This window comes from Vibrio sp. Vb1554 (assembly GCF_033344235.1).
On sequence record NZ_JAWPOJ010000011.1, the window covers coordinates 108,538 to 128,945 of the forward strand.

Sequence of the window (20,408 nt, forward strand, 5' to 3'; positions counted from 1 at the left end):
GTTTCTGGAGCAATGGAAAACCTTGATGAAGGCAAGATGTAAAGACTGAATGGAAGCAAACCATGAACACAAATATTAATACCCAATATCGTAAGCCGCTTCCGGGAACTCAACTGGATTATTTTGATGCACGCGAAGCCGTCAATGCCATTTCTCCTGGAGCCTATGAAACACTCCCTTATACCTCTCGCGTGCTAGCTGAGCAACTGGTCCGCCGCTGTGACCCGAACACATTGACAGATAGCCTGAAACAGTTAATTGAACGCAAACGCGATCTTGATTTTCCTTGGTATCCAGCACGCGTTGTTTGTCATGACATTCTTGGTCAGACCGCTCTAGTCGATTTAGCGGGTCTGCGCGATGCCATTTCAGATCAGGGCGGTGATCCTGCAAAAGTGAACCCAGTGGTTGAGACACAATTGATCGTTGACCACTCTTTAGCGGTTGAACATGCGGGCTTTGACCCTGATGCCTTCGACAAAAACCGCGCGATTGAAGAGCGCCGTAATGAAGACCGATTTCACTTTATCGAGTGGTGTAAAACAGCGTTTGAAAACGTCAGCGTGATTCCAGCTGGGAATGGCATCATGCACCAGATCAACTTGGAAAAAATGTCTCCTGTGGTACAAGCAAAGCAGGGCATTGCCTACCCTGACACCTGTGTGGGTACGGACAGTCACACGCCTCACGTAGACGCTCTTGGTGTTATTGCGATAGGTGTCGGTGGTCTGGAAGCAGAAATCGTCATGCTTGGCCGACCATCAATGATGCGTCTACCAGATATTGTCGGTGTCAAACTGACGGGTAAACGTCAACCGGGCATTACCGCAACGGATATTGTCCTCGCGATTACTGAGTTTCTTCGTAATGAGCGTGTGGTATCTTCATATCTTGAATTCTTTGGAGAAGGCGCACGTGATCTAACGATCGGAGACCGCGCAACGATTTCAAACATGACACCAGAATACGGCGCAACAGCTGGCATGTTTTATATTGATGAGCAGACCATCAATTACTTGAAACTAACTGGTCGAGATGAAGAACAAGTTGCTTTAGTAGAAAATTACGCAAAACAAACCGGTCTTTGGGCAGACGATCTTGATAGCGCAGTTTACGAGCGCGTACTTGAGTTCGATTTATCATCAGTTAGCCGTAACTTGGCTGGTCCGTCAAACCCTCATCGTCGTTTACCAACTTCTGAGTTGGCACAGCGCGGCATTTCTGGAGCGTGGGAAGAGAAAGAAGGCGAGTTGCCAGATGGTGCAGTGATCATCGCTGCTATTACCTCATGTACGAATACCAGTAACCCAAGAAACGTGGTTGCTGCTGGCCTTGTCGCGAAGAAAGCCAACGAACTTGGTCTTGTACGTAAACCGTGGGTGAAATCGTCTTTTGCTCCGGGTTCTAAAGTTGCACGCTTGTATCTGGAAGAAGCGGGCTTGTTACCAGAGCTAGAGAAGCTTGGCTTTGGCATTGTTGGTTACGCATGTACAACTTGTAACGGTATGAGTGGTGCGCTGGATCCAAAAATCCAACAAGAGATCATGGACCGTGATTTATATGCGACAGCGGTGCTTTCTGGTAACCGTAACTTTGATGGTCGAATCCATCCGTACGCCAAACAAGCTTTTTTGGCTTCACCACCATTGGTTGTCGCTTATGCGCTAGCGGGTACGATTCGTTTTGATATCGAGCGCGATGCATTGGGCACGGACCAAAACGGCAAACCAATTTATCTCAATGATTTGTGGCCAAGCGATGAAGAGATCGATGCAGTTGTCGGTACTCATGTTAAACCTGAGCAGTTTAAGCAAGTTTACATTCAGATGTTTAAGCTGAATGATCAAGAGCAAAATCCCAACCCGCTGTACGACTGGCGTCCGATGAGTACCTATATCCGCCGACCAGCGTACTGGGAAGGTGCGCTAGCGGGAGAAAGAACATTGTCTGGCATGCGTCCATTGGCGATTCTGGGTGACAACATCACCACTGATCACTTATCACCATCCAACGCGATTCTCGCAAGCAGCGCAGCAGGTGAATACTTAGCGAAAATGGGTGTGCCAGAAGAAGATTTCAACTCTTACGCGACTCACCGTGGTGACCACTTAACGGCGCAACGCGCGACCTTCGCTAACCCAAAGTTGTTCAATGAAATGGTGAAGGAAAACGGCGAAGTCGTGCAGGGATCTCTGGCGCGTGTAGAGCCAGAAGGGCAGGTGGTTCGTATGTGGGAAGCGATTGAAACCTACATGAATCGTAAACAACCATTGATCGTGGTGGCTGGCGCGGATTACGGTCAGGGGTCATCCCGTGACTGGGCAGCAAAAGGCGTTCGACTGGCAGGCGTAGAAGCCATTGTTGCTGAAGGCTTTGAGCGTATTCACCGTACTAACTTGGTTGGCATGGGCGTACTACCACTGCAATTTAAGTCAGGCGTTAACCGCAATACGCTAGAGCTGGATGGTACGGAACTTTACGACGTGGTTGGAGAAATCAAGCCGGGCGCTGATTTAGCGCTGGTTATCACACGCAGCAACGGCGATAAAGTCGATGTTCCGGTTACTTGTCGCTTAGATACCGCTGACGAAGTTCACGTGTACAACGCAGGCGGTGTTCTGCAGCGTTTCGCGCAAGATTTCTTGGCACAATAAGGAGTGCGTATGTCAAATAATACTCCGAATCAAACAAGCCAAATAAAAGTGCCCGCGACGTACATGCGTGGCGGCACGAGTAAAGGTGTCTTTTTCAACCTAGAGGATTTGCCTCAAGAAGCGCAAGTGGCTGGAGCCGCACGTGACAAACTGTTGCTACGCGTTATTGGCAGCCCTGATCCTTACGCGAAGCAAATTGATGGCATGGGGGGCGCGACGTCAAGCACCAGTAAAACAGTGATTGTTTCGCGCAGCAGCAGAGCCGATCACGATGTTGACTACTTATTTGGTCAAGTGTCGATCGACAAACCATTCGTCGATTGGAGCGGTAACTGCGGCAACTTGTCTGCCGCTGTCGGTCCTTTCGCCATTCATGCTGGTCTGATCCCACAAGATCGCATTCCAGAAAATGGCATTGTGACGGTGCGTGTTTGGCAGGTGAACATCAGCAAAACCATCTTGATTCACGTGCCAATCGTCAATGGTTTCGTTCAAGAAACCGGCGAATTTGAGCTCGATGGCGTGACGTTTCCGGCCGCCGAGATTCAAGTCGATTTCGTTGACCCTTCTGATGGCGAAGGAAGTATGTTCCCTACGGGTAACTTAGTTGATGATTTAGTGGTGCCGGATGTGGGTACGTTCAACGCGACCTTTATTAACGCGGGCATTCCAACCATTTTTATTGATGCTGAATCGATAGGATATCAGGGCACCGAGCTGCAAGACGATATCAACAACGATGAGACAGCATTAGCGATGTTCGAATCCATCCGTGCATATGGCGCGTTAAAAATGGGCCTGATTTCTGATTTAGAAGAAGCTCAAACACGCCAACATACGCCGAAAATAGCGTTTGTTTCTAAACCGAAAAGTTACCTGTCTTCAAGTGGTAAAGCCGTTAATGAGTCGGATATTGATGTGCTCGTTCGCGCGCTGTCGATGGGCAAGCTTCACCATGCAATGATGGGAACAGCAGCCGTTGCTATTGCTTCTGCTGCGTGTGTGCCCGGAACGTTAGTGAATTTAGCCGCTGGTGGCGGTGAAAAAGAGTCCGTGACTTTTGGTCACCCGTCAGGAACGTTAAAAGTTGGGGCACAAGCGAAGCAAACTGAGCAGGGCTGGGTGGTGCAAAAAGCCATTATGAGCCGAAGTGCGAGAATACTGATGGAGGGATTTGTGCGTGTACCCTTCTATGTCTTCGATTAAAAGAGACGATCTTTGGATTAAAAGAGCGATCTTTGAGTAGAACGAGAGCAATGTCAGGACATACTGGAGGAAGCAATATGTCTTCATACGAAAAAGAATACTTATGGGCGAAGAATGAACCGGAGAGTTTTTGGCGCGCTCAAGCGGAGAATCTCGATTGGTTTGAATCTCCTAAAACTATCTTGAAATCTGATGAAAACGGCATAGAACGTTGGTTTCCAGATGGTGTAATGAATACGTGCTGGTTAGCATTAGATTACCATTGCGAGCAAGGACGCGGTGATAATACTGCACTCATTTATGACTCGCCAGTGACAGGTCGTAAAGCCACGTACACCTATAGCGACCTACGTGACCAAGTAGCCAAAATTGCTGGCATGCTGTCTGCTCAAGGTGTTGAAAAAGGCGACCGAGTCGTTATTTACATGCCGATGATCCCAGAAGCCGCAATGGCGATGCTTGCCTGCGCGCGTTTGGGGGCTATTCATTCCGTAGTATTCGGCGGTTTTGCACCTAATGAGCTTGCTGTACGAATTGAAGATGCAGAGCCGAAAGTGATCATGACGGCGTCGTGCGGGATTGAGATCAACAAAGTCATTCCATACAAACCAATGGTAGACAAAGCCATTATGGACAGCCGTTGGAAGCCTGAGAAAGTGTTTGTTTTCCAACGTCCAGAGTGCGACGCTGAGCTAAACCAAGAAAGAGACTTAGATTGGCAGCGAGAGTACAAACAAGCGCTGCCACATGGTTGTGTTCCGGTGTTAGCAACCGATCCGCTCTACATACTTTATACATCAGGTACGACAGGTAAGCCGAAAGGCGTTGTGCGTGATAACGGTGGCCATGCTGTCGCGATGAAGTACTCCATGAGCGCAATCTATAACATTCCTCAAGATGGCGTCTTTTGGGCGGCATCTGATGTGGGCTGGGTAGTAGGGCACTCTTACATTGTTTACGCTCCACTGATTCACGGTTGCACTACTATCCTATTCGAAGGCAAGCCTGTTCGAACACCGGATCCTGGCGCATTTTGGCGAGTGTGTGATGAATATAAAGTAGATGCGTTGTTCTCTGCACCAACGGCGTTTCGTGCGATTAAGAAAGAGGACCCGGAAGGTGAGCACTTAAAACAGTACGACTTGTCGAATCTGAAAACCATCTTTATGGCGGGAGAACGCCTTGACCCTCCGACACTGGAGTGGGTTCAGAGCAAAGCGGACAAGCCCGTTATTGACCACTGGTGGCAAACCGAGACGGGTTGGGCCATCGCGGGCAACCCGACAGGTGTCGAAATGATGCCAGTTAAAGCTGGTTCTTCGACGAAGCCCATTCCGGGTTATCAGGTCGAGATTCTGAATGAACTTGGAGAGGCTGTCGGGCCTAACCAACAAGGCTTTGTCGCATTAAAACGTCCGCTACCACCAAGTTGTCTGCCAACGGTTTGGCGTAATCATGACCGTTTTGAAACTGGTTATCTTAGCCAATTCCCAGGCTACTACGTGTCAGGTGATGGTGGCTATCTGGATGAAGACGGTTACCTGTTTATTATGGGACGTATTGATGACGTGATTAATGTCGCGGGACACCGATTGTCGACAGGTGAAATGGAAGAAATAGTAGGAGGCCACCCAGCGATTGCAGAATGTGCGGTGGTCGGTATCCACGATGATCTAAAAGGTCAGCTTCCACTTGGTTTTGTTGTACTGAAAGACGGCGTCAAAGTGGATGAGCTAGACCTTGAAGGTGAGCTTGTTGGCAAAGTGCGTAGTGAGATAGGTGCAGTTGCTTGCTTCAAGCATGCGTTGGTTGTAGACCGTTTACCGAAAACACGTTCAGGTAAAATTTTGCGTCGAACTATACGTCAAATAGCTGATGGTGAAAAATACACCGTTCCGTCAACGATTGATGACCCAAGTAGCTTGAACGAAATTGAGCGAGTGCTACGACGCTGATAAAAACTCAATTCTAACTAACCCCTGATCCTCGAACTCTGTTGGTTGGTTCTGCCTCTGTACGTTTATTAAGTGCAGGGGCCTTTTTGTTGTTCAAACAGTACAAACGTATCGTGAAAGCATTTGTGACTTGCCAATACGACGTTTTCCTCACAAACTACAGCCATTCCATTTTTAGTGACCCTTTGTATGACCACGTTTGCGATTAAACCTGCGTGTTTTAGCGACCTAGAGTTGCTCAACGATCTTATGTTCGAGCTTCATGATGAGCATCATCTTCAATCTCCTGAGCTTTTCAAAACGGCAGAGGAGATAGAACAAGAAAAAAGCATTGCTCGATATATTGACGACCCTGAGTGCCTTGTTTACGTAGCAAAACAAGGAGATGAAATTATTGGCTTTATCTCTGGTCACTTCTGTGAACTTATTTCTACCGTCAGCCAGCCAGTTATGATGGGAAGTGTGGATGAGCTCTATGTGCTGCCTGAATATCGAAAACAAGGTACGGCGCAGGCATTGATTAATAAAATTGAATCAACGTTCTCTGATTACGGTGCAAAACAGATGTTTGTTGAAGTATGGCATTTTAACCAGGGCGCAATATCTTTGTATGAAAAACAAGGATTTGCACATCATATCCACTATTTAAGAAAACCGCTGAACGAATAATCGTATTTAACTTTAATATTGTGATTTAGGTTCATTCGAATTGAAATCATTCAGTTCGTCAATAGACTTTTCTCTATAAGTTGCTCGCAATGTTAATAAATTGATATGCACCCATATTGGTATCGGCGTTTTTGTCTGCTTGTTTATTAGTAGCACGAGGATCGTGCTTACAAAAACAAGAGGACAATATTTTGAAACTAACAAAATCGTTACTTGCTTTAGCCGTTTTGCCAATGTTCGCAAGTGCTGATGATTTGTCACAGACGCAAAATCATACTATCCAACCCCAGATCGTAGGCGGAGTAACTGCCGACCCACGTGACTGGAAATTCTACACCCAAATTGTTAGTCGTTATGGTAACCGATCATATTGTGGGGCCAGTTATATCGGGAATGGTTACGTCCTGACTGCTGCGCATTGTGTTGAGGGTGATTCTCCGAATCAGATAGCGGTTAAAATCGGTGGCGTTGTTTATAACGGTAGTGACGGTGTTCGTGCAAACGTCAGTGAGATCCATATGCACCCGGCATATCGCCGCGCGACGCTTTCTCATGACCTCGCGGTATTGAAGCTCGACTCTGTGCCTCAAGGTGTTTCTTCAGTTGAGATTGCGAATGGCAGTCTAACGCAATACGCGAGCATCGGAGATTGGCTTAGTGTTGCTGGCTTAGGGCGAACTTCTGAAGGAGGAAGCTCTCCGTCTCGATTGCAAGAGGTTGACGTCCCACTTGTGTCGGATATGACTTGCCGTCAAGCCGGTGGCAACTACACAACGGTTGGAGAAGTGTCATTCTGTGCGGGTATTCCTCAAGGTGGGATAGATTCTTGTCAGGGAGATAGTGGTGGTCCAATCGTTATTAATCGCAGTGGTGTAATTACTCAACTTGGTGTGGTCAGTTGGGGAATAGGTTGTGCTCGTCCTGGTATGTATGGGGTTTATAGCGATATCGCTGCTATGCGCAATTTTGTCGATGGTGTTATCGGAACAGCAACACCACCAAAAGAGAATGTTTCTGTTGGATACACCACTGAACAGACACTGGCATCATTTTATGTTGGGGAGTTACAGCAACATAGCTTTGTTATCCAGAATTCAGGGAACACCACGTTCACTGTGGAAAATGTTCGCGCGTTCGCTTCGGGTGTTACTGATGCAGCTGTTATTGCCAATGACCAGTGCTCTCAGGCAACGTTAGCAATGAATGCAAGTTGTCGTGTTGATGTTGAATTTGGTGCTACTCAGAGCGGAGAAGCAAGAGTGGCTTTGAACTTCAACGTTGATAAGACCAGCACACAATACCAAGCGTTAGTATCCGCTCAAGCGAAAACGGTGACAACGCCTCCCACAGATAGCTGTACAACTGCATGGCAAGCCAGCTTAGTGTATCTCAAAGGAGATACGGTTACTTGGAATGGTAAAGTTTGGCAAGCGCAGTGGTGGACTCAAGGTGATAATCCAGCAGACTCAGGGCCTTGGGATGTTTGGCAAAAAGTAGGCGATGCGAATTGCACGTCTAACTAACGATCGGGCCAGTGAATTTGATTCGTTGACCATGAGATAAGATTCATTCTTGGTTTCAACGATCAGTACATAGTTATCATAACTGGGGTTTATTGTTTGCGAATAATAAGCCCTTTTTTATTGTGTCAACTATGAGAACCCACAAAATGTGTATGACTTTGTCCTGACGTTATCTTTATATAACTGGCAGAATTGCGATCAACATTTTATGTTTTGTCTGATTTTTGTCAGGTTTGCATTAAATTATTCTCCAGTGAGCGTTGAGATCAGGTTTTACGCGATCAACTCAGTTTGGCATAACTCGTTACTTAATTTTTGTCGAAAAAGATAAGATTAACTGCCATGATTCATTGGTTATCATTATGTTTATTTAAGGTCATATTTTGTGTTGAGACAGCTGTTATTACTCATCCTTTGTTTTATTTTGTTACCTGTTTCACCGATCTCTACGGCTAAAGCCACTGCGAGCGAAGTTAAAGGAGCGCTCTGTATTGTTCGCGCTGATGACAAGTTAGTGCTAGTTCATGAAGTATTAACGGATAAGATTTCTCTACCTGGCGGAACCATTATTGATGGTGAGTCTCCACAAGTTGCTGCTCAACGAGAAACGTGGGAAGAAACCGGTATAGTGGTTACGGTTGGAGAGGAGCTTGGCAGAACGGACACTGCGGTTTTTTACGACTGTATATCAGACTCTGCCATTATCGCTTTTTCTATGAATAACTCTTTAGGTGGAAATGAACTGCCTATTTGGTTTGCCCCTCATTATGGAGTAGAAGTTGCGTCAGCGATGTTGCTTAGCCCATCTGAATTACCATCATCTTTATATCGTTATCCTGAGCAATGGCCACAAGCCACTCAGTTTTTTGATCAAGCTACCAAGCAATCAGTATCTTATGTGACTCAGTTGATCGAATCCGCGCCTTCATTTCGTCAGGTTGAATTGGCGTGGCTGATAGATTTACAGAGTTGGGTAGGGGCGTTGTCAGAAACGAGTTACGAGGTAGCTAGTCAGATCTCGAAACTCGTTATAGATCTGACAGAACCGACGGTACTACTCTTTCTATTTCCTTTTGCCATGATGCGCTTTGGTAGCCGGTTTGTGTACCGACTCTTTTTCGCAATTAGTGCAACGTCGCTTATGGTGCTTGTCGCTCAACAAGGCTTTTCGCTACCGCGCCCACATGTCTATATACCAATGATGGAGTTAACGCACAGCTTTGGCTTTAGTTTTCCTAGCTTGCCTATCGCTGTGTGGTTTTGTGTGCTGACGTTCTTGTTTCATAGAACCCAGTATTTTGGTTTGAATGGAACAACGGCAGTCTTCGTGTTCATCACTCTTACTGTGGTGTTAGGTAAGTTTTTCCTCGGCAGTGCCTTTATTTTAGATATGTTATTTGGCGCGCTGTTAGGCAGCTTGGTGGCTTGGCATGTTCTTCGACTGGAAACAAATCAAGATGTGAACGTTGATCAAGTTCTAAGCTCAAAAGGCGTCTGGTTCATTATGACTGCGGCAACAGCGGTCATCTCCGTCATCTGGCCATTACCTGTGTTTGGTCGCTGGCTAGCAATTTTAATCACTGCATCAGCGTTGGTCATGACATTTAAAGAGTCGAAAGCACATTTAGATACTCGGCAGATGATCTTTGTAACGCTGGCATTGTTGCTTGTTGATCAACTCTATTTGTACTCGGCTATTATCGTATCGTTTAGCGGTTTGTGGTCATTAGTCTTGTCGACGTTACATTATCCTTTATTAATGTTGTTATTTATGCTGCTTGCAAGGAAGCTGACTTGTGAAAACCAATCGAGCAAAACGTTGCTAGATTGATGGCTGTATTTGTTATCTATTAGTATTTGAGTAAAAACAAAGCCTTGCATTACAGCAAGGCTTTTACACGTTTAGTCCACGAAAAACGCCGCTTGCCTATCTTGGACGGCTAGGGGTGTTAAACGTAAGAAGCTTAACGCAACTGACATGGCGGAAAGGGCTATGCATTGAGCACGAACTTTTCTATAGCTTTAGCGACACCGTGCTCATCATTACTTGCCGTAATGTAGTCAGCGATTTGCTTGGTTTCTTCCATTGCATTTGCCATCGCGATACCAAGGCCAGCGTATTTCAGCATGTGGTGGTCATTTTCTGCGTCACCCATACAGATAACTTCTTCCGGTTTAATTCCCAGATACTCGGCAATTGCGGCAACACCAATACCTTTGTTGCTCGCAGGGTTAAGAAACTCAAGGAAAAACGGAGCGCTTTGAACAACCGTAAACGCTTCGCGCATTTCAGCTGGCAGTGCTGCTATAACTTCTGTTAGTTTGCTTGGCTCTGCAACCATCATAGCTTTGATGATTGGATGATCGTCTTCTAGTGATTCGAAGTTCATCTCGGTGACATTTAAGCCATTTATCTTTGCTTCAATATCGGTGTAAGGGTTGTGTTCGTTGGTGATTAAACCATGAACTTGACTAAAAGCATGGACGTACGCACCTAGCTCTTCGGCTTTTCGCGCCACCAATTTTGCAGCTTTACCATCTATGATTTGCTGGTGGATGATGTCGTTTGTGCCTACGTTCTTGACCATCGAACCGTTGTAGTAAAGAACAAAATCTCGATCGGAATGGATATTCAGTTCGTCGAGCTTGTCTTGCATTCCTTCTAATGGGCGACCAGAAGCGAGAACGACAGTAACGCCTGCTTCTCGAGCTTTTGCGATCGCTTGTTTGTTTTCTTCAGAAATGGCTTTATCACTATTGAGTAGCGTGCCATCCATATCTAGTGCGATCAGTTTATACATCATTTCTTACCTTAAAGTTTTTTGGGAGCTGTCAGTGAATAAGGCTTGGTTTAACGTTAACCAGAAACCTATATTCATTACGCTATGAAACTACAAAATGGTCTATTTTAACAATTAATTTTTGGTTTAAATTGACCTAGACACGCGTGTCCATTATGGTCTTCGCCTCGAAATGTTATGAGTTGAGTGAGTTCTGCGTTGTATAAGCTAAATGAGATGTTTGAAACCATCCAAGGGGAAGGGGTTTTTACTGGAGTCCCTGCTGTTTTTGTTCGGCTTCAAGAGTGTCCGGTTGGTTGCTCATGGTGCGATACCAAACAAACGTGGTATGCAGATGAGAATGATCAACGTCAAATAGGCGATATTCTGGTGAAAACGGAAGATTCTCCGACGTGGTGTGTTGCATCTGCCGAGAACATCGTAGAGCAATATCAACAGCAAGGCTTTAATGCTAAGCATATCGTGATTACTGGTGGAGAGCCTTGTATTTATGATCTGCGCCCTTTAACAAAGGCGTTTGAAGATATGGGGTGCCAATGCCAAATTGAAACCAGTGGCACATCAGAAGTGATTACTTCAGAAAATACGTGGGTGACAGTGTCACCAAAAGTAGCAATGAAAGGTAAATTACCAGTGCTTAATAGCGCGTTAGAGCGGGCAAATGAGATTAAGCATCCAGTCGGTACCCAGAAAGACATCGACCACCTTGATGATCTTTTAGCAAATGCGAACGTGGCGGCTGAGACTATCATTGCACTACAACCAATTAGCCAGAAGCCTCGTGCTACGCAATTGTGTATTGATACGTGTATTGCCCGCAATTGGCGTTTGTCTGTTCAAACTCATAAATATTTGAGTATTGCTTAGACGAGAGACTCGTCATCATTCGAGGTAGCTTTTCTATCTAATCCCGGTTTCGCGAGTAATGCCGTTGGTAGCTTTGCTATCGAAACATTGTCGATATATCTAAACAATTTATAGCGTTGTAAAAGCTAAGCAGTGTTGGCTGTTGTGGTGTGGTGCTATCTTTGGTTCGACAATCGTTTCGCATTTAATTGATGCCACCAATCTGGCGGCATCAAAATGAAGCTCTGTTGGCTGGAGTTTCACGCTGAGATAAAACGTTTAGAAGCTAACGCAAAAGGTTTTATCCACCGCTATTACCGCTAACAAAGACTATTTGCTCGCTAAGTATTCTTCTAAGCCGCTTTGTCGCAGTAGGCACGCTGGGCATTCACCACAGCCTTTACCAACGATTCCGTTGTAACATGTTAAAGTATTGTTTTGGACAAACTCCAACATATTATGCTTATCAGCTAGAGCCCAGGTCTCGGCTTTAGTAAGCCACATTAAAGGAGTCTTAATATTGAAGGCTTTATCCATACCTAAATTGCAAGAGAGATTTAGAGAGCGAATAAAGTTGTCTCGGCAGTCAGGGTAACCACTAAAGTCTGTTTCGCAGACTCCCGTAATGATGTCTTGAATGCCAAGCTGGTAAGCATGGATACATGCGTAAGTAAGAAAGAGAATGTTTCTCCCTGGAACGAATGTATTGGGTACGTTAGCGTCGCTTAAGTCATTAGATACCGGAATGTTGTCTCTTGTCAGAGAGCTTATCGCTAACTCATTAATTGATTTTACATCCAGGACTTTGTGGCTTTTGATGTTAAGTTGCTTACCTAATTCGATAGCGATATCTATTTCATCTGAATGACGCTGGCCATAATCAAACGTTATAGCATGAACTTCATCATATGTATTTAATGCATCGATTAAGCAGGTCGTAGAGTCCTGCCCACCGGAAAAAACCACAAGTGCTTTTGTTGTAGCCATGTTGAACCCTTAGTTATGCTCTTTGATTCTTTGGTATTGATACGTATTCTTAGGCGTTTAATCCCTATTACGTACTCGACTTGTTCGTGGCGATTGCGTCCGCAATCAACTGGGCTGTGCTCTCAAGCACTCTTTGCTTGTCATCATTTGACAGCTTGTGGAGATTAACAGCAAGTTCAGCGGTGATTTCATCTTCACAAAAAAAATAGTTTAGAGGCACGTTTAGCTCATCTGCGATAAGTTTGAGCGTTTTTACGTCGGGAGTATGGCGCTCCCTTTCGTATTGATTCATCCTTGCACTTGCAGAACTATCATCCATGCCGATACGGATGCCCAGTGCTTTTTGGGACAGATTCGCTTGTTTACGCGCATGCTTAAGGCGGGCTGGGAGTGGGTTATTAAACAACACTTAAAGTTCATACGAAGGACTTGGATGACTAAGATTATCTTAGTTTTTCTGATTTGTGTATACTAAGTAATACTTAGTTATTACCGAGGTCGCCAAGGCCGTGTATGTATAGCTAAACAAGATTTCGTCTCTTTAGGTTGATTAAGTGACGTTGAATCTACTTCTTCAAAAACTGCCGTATGGAGGAGCGGGAAGAGCGAGTAAGGGCACGAGAAACCGCAGCGATTTGTAGAGCAGAACTTGCTCTTCACATAAACGTAGTCGTCTAAGTTGAAGAGCAATATTGTTCTTGATGATCAACTATATACTTAAGTAAATAACTGTGTCGCACAATAGATCAGAGCTGCTGCTAAGCTCATATTGATGACTTTGCCATATCTCTGGAATTGCGATTGAAGTAGCTTTCCTGCAACGGCCCAGACTACGTTGCTAAGGAGTGCGATCAAAGCAAGAATGAGGCTAGTCGCTAAGATCCAGTAGATATTCTGAGTGTGGGGCAGTACGAACGTAGAAATAGAGGTAATTCCATAAAGAATGATTTTCACATTAACGAACTGCAAACCGAAACCTGTTAAGAAACTGATACCTTTAGAATTATCCGATGAAGTTTTGATCTCACTCGTAGCAAGCCCCCAAGCCAACCAAACAATATAAGCTGCTCCAATCCATGTTAGCCAAGGTGTAATCACGGGCAAGAGGCTGATCATGTTATACGTGAAAGCGCCACAAAGTAGCATCAAAACAACATAGCCACAAAACATCCCCGAAATCACTTTTGTTGAGCGTTTTAGTCCATATTGCGTCGCGATGCTGAGCGATAAAATGTTGTTTGGCCCTGGTGTAATTGAAGTAATGATTACGTAAGTAAAAAATGCGGTGTAGATGGCGGTCATCTCTATCTCTCCTGTTTTTACTGCACTATACTTCGCTACAATTGATTAAAAAATTGAATAAATTAAAACTTAGACTTTTAATTTATTGAACTGTTGGTTGTGGAGTCTAGTCATGAATCTAAAACGCTTTCTTACTTTTAAAGCTATTGTTGAAGAAGGATCGTTTCTAAAAGCGTCACAGAAGCTTTATTGCACGCAATCAACCGTCACCTTTCAAATCAAGCAGTTGGAACAAGATCTGTCTTTGCAGCTGTTCGAAAAAATAGGGCGTAAGATGGTTTTGACTCAAGCAGGAGAAAAGATACTGCCTTACGTCTATGAACTGGCGCGAGTGATGGAAAATATTGAGGGAACAGCACAGCAAGAAAACTCGGAGCCGACCGGTGAATTGAAAGTGCTGATTGCTGAGACTCAACTTGCTTATAAGATGGCTAATGTTTTAAAAGAGTTCAGGATCAGAGCGCCCAATGTCAGACTCTCTCTGCAATCACAAAATTGCTATCAGATTCGAGATGAGTTGATAGAGGATAAAGCTGATTTAGGTGTGTTTTATCGAGTAGGTAATGACGATACACTCAAGGTGCACGAGTTTGAGCAGGAGCCACTGGTATTGGTTGCTTCACCGCTTTTAAAAGGGCTAGATTTAAAGAAGAGAGAGCAACATATTGATTTAGGGTTTATAAGCAATGGCCCTAAGTGCCTTTTTCGACAGATGTTTGAGAGCATTATTCAAGAGCGTGATATTAGCATCGACAACATGATCGAACTTAGCAGTATTAATACGATCAAAAATTGCGTTGAGAGTAATATTGGTATCTCTTACTTACCTCGTTTTACGGTTGAAAAAGAGTTGCAAGAGGGCAGTTTACAAGAGCTTGAGTTCACCGAATTTTCAAAGATGATCAAGCCACTCTGCGCTTATCATTCTGGGAAGTGTGTGACGCCGGCGATGGAAGTCTTTATTGATTGTATGCGTAACGAGTATGAACGGCTTTCTACTCAGAGTTGGTGATCTTTAATATGTTCTATCTGATATAGTTTCGTTTTTACTCCTTTTTATTTTTTAAGTGGCTACTTCTAATTTATTGATTTTTATTGCTTTGTTTTGAATCCGACTGTTGTGGGATGATAAATGGGATCTGATGTGAAGAGCTATTTATTGACGGAAAGAGATAAGATATAAAAACGACGGCGTGTGATAACTAGATTAGATTACATAATTAACAGTGTAATAAATGCCATTCTTTATGGATTATTTTCAACGAGACTTAATTGTTACGGTTCGTTATTATTAACTCGTTAACGCATCCATTGCTAGGAAGTTAACTTACGCATATTGTTTTTTTCATCATTTGCAGCAAATATAATTTGCTTCTTTTTTTTAGCCAAAAAAGTTCAAAGCTTGAACTACAAGCTCTGAACTCTTATTTATACTTAGTGATTTTCTACTTTAATAAGTAAAACACCGTTTAAAAGTATCGCGTAACCTAGTAACTCTAAGCTTTCTTCAACCAAGTTTTTCACGTCTCTATTGTATGAGTTCCCCATGAACTCGACCCAAAAATCACCATACCCTGCAAATCGTGAGAATAAGAAAACAATAAAAAATCCAATCGTTAATGTCGTGAAGCTAGAATGAGAAATGAAAAGTTTTACCTCATTTTTTATGTTAACTATATTATTAAAACAAAAATAACAGACCGAGACTATTATAATCCAAGCAGGATACTTCCATGAACCGTGAGGGAAATACTGCTCTATGTGGTAGTCCATTTCTCTAACGAATATAACCATAAAAAATGAAGACATTATTACTAATATGTGTTTGAGTTCAAGATATTCCTTAGATTTATACAAACACATTAACGATGAAAAAAGCACAAATGCTATTTGAGTCATTTCTATAAGAGAGTTCTCCGATGTGCTTTTGTCCATTTTTACGCTAAAGTAAATCGTTGCTAACGTATAAATAACCAAAAAAATAAGATAAGATATTTTATATACTAACAAACTAGTGACCGAGGTGTGTTTTTCTTCAATATACATCGTAACTTGTATAGGTGATGGATTTGTTAGTATTATAAATCAAGAATTTTTTATATTTAGTGAATTAAGCGCCATTTAGAATGGAACTTAATTCACCTAACATTAAACTTCGATGAATATTAAACGTTACTGGTTTAATTTATTGTTTTTATTTGATTTTTTATTTTATGTTAATTTTGGTTAAATAGAATCACCTAGCTTTTATTGAAATGCTTTTCCCATATTGGTGGTATGCCAATTTCTTCTTGAACGATATCAATGAATGCCCTAACCAATGGTGATTGCTGACGGTGTGAGTACATAGCATAAATATCACCAAAATCTTGAGTTTCATATTCTGGTAAAAGTTGAACTAAATTAGAATACTCTAGGTTGTTAGGAAGCATAAATTGACCTATAAGTGCTGCGCCCAGACCTGACTTTACGCTTTCAATTATTAGCTCAGCTTCATTTACCATATATGACCCTGATATTGGGTATGTATCTAAACCATCTGATTTTTCTTTGTCGTAGAATTTAAGTTTGTCGACAATAAAATTACCATTTGAATAAATAATAAAAGGTAGCTTAACTAACTCATCAGGCGTTTCTGGGTTACCATGTTTTTCAATTAAGTTTCGAGAAGCAATGATTGCAGTCGTATTTTTTGCTAATTTTCTTGCTACCATTGATGAGTCCCTCATAGGTCCGATTCGAAAAGCAATATCAAAATTACTTCTAATCACGTCTACATGAAGATCATCTAGCATTAGTTCAACACTTGCTTTTGGGTACTTATGTAAAAACTTCTCTATCGAAGGTTGTAGATAGAGTTTTCCAAATAATGTTGAGCTTGAAATTCGTACTTTCCCTGAAGGCTCAGTCTGAAAGTTCTCCGCTATTTGTTGAGTATCATCAAGGAGTTGAGATATTTGGTCTGCTTTTTCAACTATTTGCTGGCCGACTTGTGTTAATGAAAGAGAGCGAGTTGTTCTGTTTAATAGCCTAACGCCTAAGTGCTCTTCTAACTGCTTGATGTGTTTAGATAAAACAGAGCGGTCGATATTCATCCCATCTGCTGCTTTTGCAAAAGATCCAGCTTTAGAGACTTCTAAAAGCAGGTGTAGTTTATTTGCTAAATCCACAATGTTTATCCAGGTTAGATATTAGCGTATTAGTTTCATGTATAACTACTGCTCTGTCTAGAAATTATTAATATACTTAATAACCAAAAGAAAAGGGAGCAATAGCTCCCTTTAGTATGAATTTAAATGAGTATTTATATTATGGTTATAGTGTTTGACGTTTTTTGTTTCGACTCACTAACATGTAAAAAACAGGTGTGAGTAGTAATCCAAATACCGTTACGCCTACCATACCCGAGAATACGGCAATACCCATTGCTTGTCGCATTTCCGCTCCGGCCCCTGTACCAATCATTAATGGAATAACACCAGCGGTAAATGCAATTGATGTCATTAGAATCGGTCGAAGACGTAAACGACATGCTTCCAAAATCGCTGATAAGGTATCTTGGCCATTGTCTTTAAGTTCTTTAGCGAACTCCACCATCAAGATGGCATTTTTACACGCTAGAGCCACAAGGACAATCAAAGCAATTTGTGTGAATATATTGTTGTCACCACCAATGAACCAAACACCTGCTAGTGCAGAAAAAATGGTCATAGGAACGATCAAAATGATAGCGAATGGCAGTTTTAAACTCTCGTACTGCGAAGCTAGCACCATGAAAACTAACAAGACAACAAGTGGGAATATATACACCATCGTGTTACCAGCCAAAATCTGCTGGTAGGTTACATCAGTCCATTCATAAACCATTCCCTCTGCTAGGTTTTGATCCAGTACTTCCTCAATAGCCGTTTGGGCTTGATCTGAACTGTAACCAAAAGCAGGACTGCCGTTTAGTTCTGCACTAGGGTAGCCGTTATAGTGCATCACGCGGTCAGGCCCAATCGTGGGTATGATCTCCAGTACAGCGCCGAGAGGAACCATTTGTCCGGCAGCATTTCTTACTTTGTAGTTAAGTATTTGGTCAGGTTCGAGACGATAGTTCATGTCTGCCTGGGCATTCACTTTGTATGTTCTACCAAACATATTGAAGTCATTGACGTATAATGATCCTAAATAAACTTGAAGCGCATCAAAAACCTGCTCTAGAGGAACACCTTGCAGCATCGCTTGTTCACGATCTATTTGGATGTCCATCTGCGGCACTTGTATACGAAATGTGGAATATAATCCCATCAGCTCGGGTCTTGTTGATGCCTCACTTATTACCAAGTTCAATTGCTTGAAGAGCTCATCAAACCCCTTGTTCGCACGGTCTTCGATTTGAAGTTTAAAGCCGCCAGTAGAGCCAAGTCCTTGGATTGGTGGTGGTGGAAAAATCGCAACGAAGGCTTCATCAATGATTGAAAAGCTCTTATTCAAAGATGCAACAATCGCATTTGCTCCGAGAGTTGGATCATTTCGTTTATCGAAGTCCTCAAGCGTAACAAAAACGATGCCACTATTCGGACTGTTAGTAAAACCATTGACCGATAAGCCTGGGAAAGAAATGGTTTGTGCTACGCCAGGTGTTGCCAGCGCGAGGTTTTCCATTTCTTTAATAACGGACTCTGTTCGATCTAAACTTGCTGCATCTGGAAGTTGGGCGATCGCAACTAAATACTGCTTATCTTGTTGAGGAATGAATCCTCCAGGAACAGCTTTGAATAGAGAAACCGTTCCCCCGAGTAACGCAATGTATACCACCACAACAACAAGGCTAAAGCGAATCAGCTTCTTGACCAGAGCTTGATATTGGTTCGAGCTATACTCAAAAATTCTATTGAATGGCGCAAAAACATACTTACCAAAAACCGCATCCAAGAGCTTGGTTAGCCGATCGGGTTTTGCGTTCTTATCTTGTAATAGCAGTGCTGATAAAGCAGGCGATAACGTCAACGAGTTAATTGCTGAAATAATCGTCGAGATCGTAATTGTTAGTGCGAACTGCTTATAAAACTGACCGGATAACCCTGTAATAAAGGTCGTCGGGATGAACACCGCACATAACACTAAAGCAATTGCAATAATTGGCCCGGTAACTTCGGTCATTGCTTGTTTCGTTGCTTCTAGTGGTGCAAGTCCATTATGGATGTTCCGTTCCACGTTTTCGACGACGACAATGGCGTCATCGACGACGATGCCTATGGCGAGAACAAGCCCAAACAACGAAAGCGTGTTAATCGATACTCCAAGCATTTGCATTACGGCGAACTTACCGATTAATGAAACAGGCACCGCAATGATAGGGATGATAGACGCGCGCCATGTTTGCAAAAACAAAATGACTACGACAACAACTAGTACAATTGCCTCTAGCAGAGTATGAACTACCGCGTCTATCGATCCACGAACAAAGACGGTCGGGTCGTAGGCTATTTCATATGAAACTCCAGCTGGAAAGGCTGCTTGTAAACGGTCCATGGTTGAACGAACCTGATTAGATAGCTCAATAGCATTAGCACCAGGGCGTTGGAATACGGGCATCGCCACCGCTGGTTTACCATTTAACAAGGCGCGCAGTGCATAAGAGTTTTGACCTAGCTCTACGCGTGCAACGTCTTTAAGACGTGTCAAAGCCCCTGTTTCGTCAACTTTTACTACAATGTCGTTGAATTCATCAATATTCTCCAAGCGGCCTTTTACGTTCAACAAAACTTGGAATTGGTTTTCATTAGCGGCTGGTTGCGCACCTAATGAGCCTGCTGCCACCTGTTGGTTTTGAGATCGGACGGCGGAGACAACGTCCATTACGGTTAGATTTCTAGAAGCGAGCTCATCTGGATTTAACCACAAGCGCATTGAGTACTCGTCACCACCGAAAAGGCGCACATCACCAACGCCTCCGAGCCGAGCTATCTCATCTTTCAAGTTTAAATTAGCGTAGTTAGCTAAATAACTGACTTCACGGCTAGAATCTGGAGAATATATATGCACAACCATGGTGAGATCAGGAGAGGCTTTTTCGGCAACAACTCCTAACCGTTGGACGGCTTCTGGTAACCGGGGCAAAGCTGTAGTGACGCGATTTTGAATTTGAACCTGAGCTTTGTCCAAGTCCGTACCTAAAGCAAAGGTTACGGTCAATGTCATTCTGCCGTCACTGGTTGCCTGTGAAAACATATATAACATGTTTTCTGTACCATTAATTTCTTGCTCCAGAGGCGTAGCAACTGTTTCTGCGATTACTTTTGGGTTCGCACCAGGATAGTTTGCTGTAACTACTACTGTAGGAGGGACAACCTCTGGATATTCACTCACAGGCAACTGCAAAAGTGAAATTGCGCCTACTATTAATATCAATAGCGATAACATAGAGGCAAATATGGGTCTTTGAATAAAAAAGTGTGCAAATTTCATTCGGTTGTC

The 20,408-nt window shown here is 43.3% G+C and carries 14 protein-coding genes; 8 read left to right on the forward strand and 6 right to left on the reverse strand.

Annotation, left to right across the window (positions count from 1 at the left end; genetic code table 11):
• Positions 1-62: 62 nt before the first annotated feature.
• From acnD to R8N28_RS11755, 6 genes are all read left to right on the forward strand, one after another.
• Positions 63-2,654 (forward strand): Fe/S-dependent 2-methylisocitrate dehydratase AcnD, encoded by a 2,592-nt coding sequence (gene acnD / locus R8N28_RS11730; RefSeq protein WP_262635466.1) that lies wholly within the window; start codon positions 63-65, stop codon positions 2,652-2,654.
• A gap of 9 nt (positions 2,655-2,663) precedes the next feature.
• Positions 2,664-3,860, forward strand: a complete 1,197-nt coding sequence (gene prpF / locus R8N28_RS11735) for a 2-methylaconitate cis-trans isomerase PrpF (protein ID WP_065274566.1) — start codon at positions 2,664-2,666, stop codon at positions 3,858-3,860.
• Positions 3,861-3,937: 77 nt separating this feature from the next.
• Entirely contained in the window at positions 3,938-5,815 is a 1,878-nt protein-coding gene (locus R8N28_RS11740) for a propionyl-CoA synthetase (protein ID WP_054866169.1), read from the forward strand.
• Between the two features lie 189 nt (positions 5,816-6,004).
• Entirely contained in the window at positions 6,005-6,484 is a 480-nt protein-coding gene (locus R8N28_RS11745; protein ID WP_005377290.1) for a GNAT family N-acetyltransferase, read from the forward strand.
• A gap of 191 nt (positions 6,485-6,675) precedes the next feature.
• Positions 6,676-8,007: a trypsin-like serine protease gene (locus R8N28_RS11750; protein ID WP_065274565.1), complete on the forward strand. Its 1,332-nt coding sequence runs from the start codon at positions 6,676-6,678 to the stop codon at positions 8,005-8,007.
• Positions 8,008-8,392: 385 nt separating this feature from the next.
• Positions 8,393-9,838, forward strand: coding sequence for a bifunctional NUDIX hydrolase/phosphatase PAP2 family protein (locus R8N28_RS11755; protein ID WP_065274564.1), 1,446 nt, complete (start codon positions 8,393-8,395; stop codon positions 9,836-9,838).
• 160 nt (positions 9,839-9,998) lie between these two features.
• Here the strand turns inward: R8N28_RS11755 and R8N28_RS11760 are convergent, their stop codons facing one another.
• Positions 9,999-10,808, reverse strand: a complete 810-nt coding sequence (locus R8N28_RS11760; RefSeq protein ID WP_017821691.1) for a Cof-type HAD-IIB family hydrolase — start codon at positions 10,806-10,808, stop codon at positions 9,999-10,001.
• 216 nt (positions 10,809-11,024) lie between these two features.
• Here R8N28_RS11760 and queE point away from each other — a divergent pair, with 216 nt between their 5' ends.
• Complete coding sequence (gene queE / locus R8N28_RS11765; protein WP_005377296.1) at positions 11,025-11,675, forward strand: 7-carboxy-7-deazaguanine synthase QueE; 651 nt, start codon at positions 11,025-11,027, stop codon at positions 11,673-11,675.
• Positions 11,676-11,984: 309 nt separating this feature from the next.
• Here queE and queC read toward each other — a convergent pair whose 3' ends face one another.
• The 3 genes from queC to eamB form a co-directional block, all read right to left on the reverse strand.
• On the reverse strand, positions 11,985-12,641 hold the full coding sequence (gene queC, locus R8N28_RS11770; RefSeq protein WP_005377298.1) for a 7-cyano-7-deazaguanine synthase QueC: 657 nt from the start codon (positions 12,639-12,641) through the stop codon (positions 11,985-11,987).
• 67 nt (positions 12,642-12,708) lie between these two features.
• Positions 12,709-13,050 carry a helix-turn-helix domain-containing protein gene (locus tag R8N28_RS11775; RefSeq protein ID WP_025768136.1) on the reverse strand — a complete coding sequence of 114 codons (342 nt, stop codon included), beginning with the start codon at positions 13,048-13,050 and terminating at the stop codon, positions 12,709-12,711.
• A gap of 308 nt (positions 13,051-13,358) precedes the next feature.
• Entirely contained in the window at positions 13,359-13,943 is a 585-nt protein-coding gene (gene eamB / locus R8N28_RS11780; protein ID WP_005388201.1) for a cysteine/O-acetylserine transporter, read from the reverse strand.
• A gap of 112 nt (positions 13,944-14,055) precedes the next feature.
• On the opposite strand from eamB, the gene R8N28_RS11785 reads away from it, so the two are divergent.
• The gene (locus R8N28_RS11785) at positions 14,056-14,955 is read left to right on the forward strand and encodes a LysR family transcriptional regulator (protein WP_065274563.1); all 900 of its coding nucleotides are present in this window, start codon (positions 14,056-14,058) and stop codon (positions 14,953-14,955) included.
• 1,228 nt (positions 14,956-16,183) lie between these two features.
• On the opposite strand, the gene R8N28_RS11790 is transcribed toward R8N28_RS11785, so the two are convergent.
• Both R8N28_RS11790 and R8N28_RS11795 read right to left on the reverse strand, forming a co-directional pair.
• Positions 16,184-17,113, reverse strand: coding sequence for a LysR family transcriptional regulator (locus R8N28_RS11790; RefSeq protein WP_065274561.1), 930 nt, complete (start codon positions 17,111-17,113; stop codon positions 16,184-16,186).
• A 145-nt stretch (positions 17,114-17,258) separates the two neighbouring features.
• Positions 17,259-20,399 (reverse strand): multidrug efflux RND transporter permease subunit, encoded by a 3,141-nt coding sequence (locus R8N28_RS11795; protein WP_318183383.1) that lies wholly within the window; start codon positions 20,397-20,399, stop codon positions 17,259-17,261.
• Between the last annotated feature and the right edge of the window lie 9 nt (positions 20,400-20,408).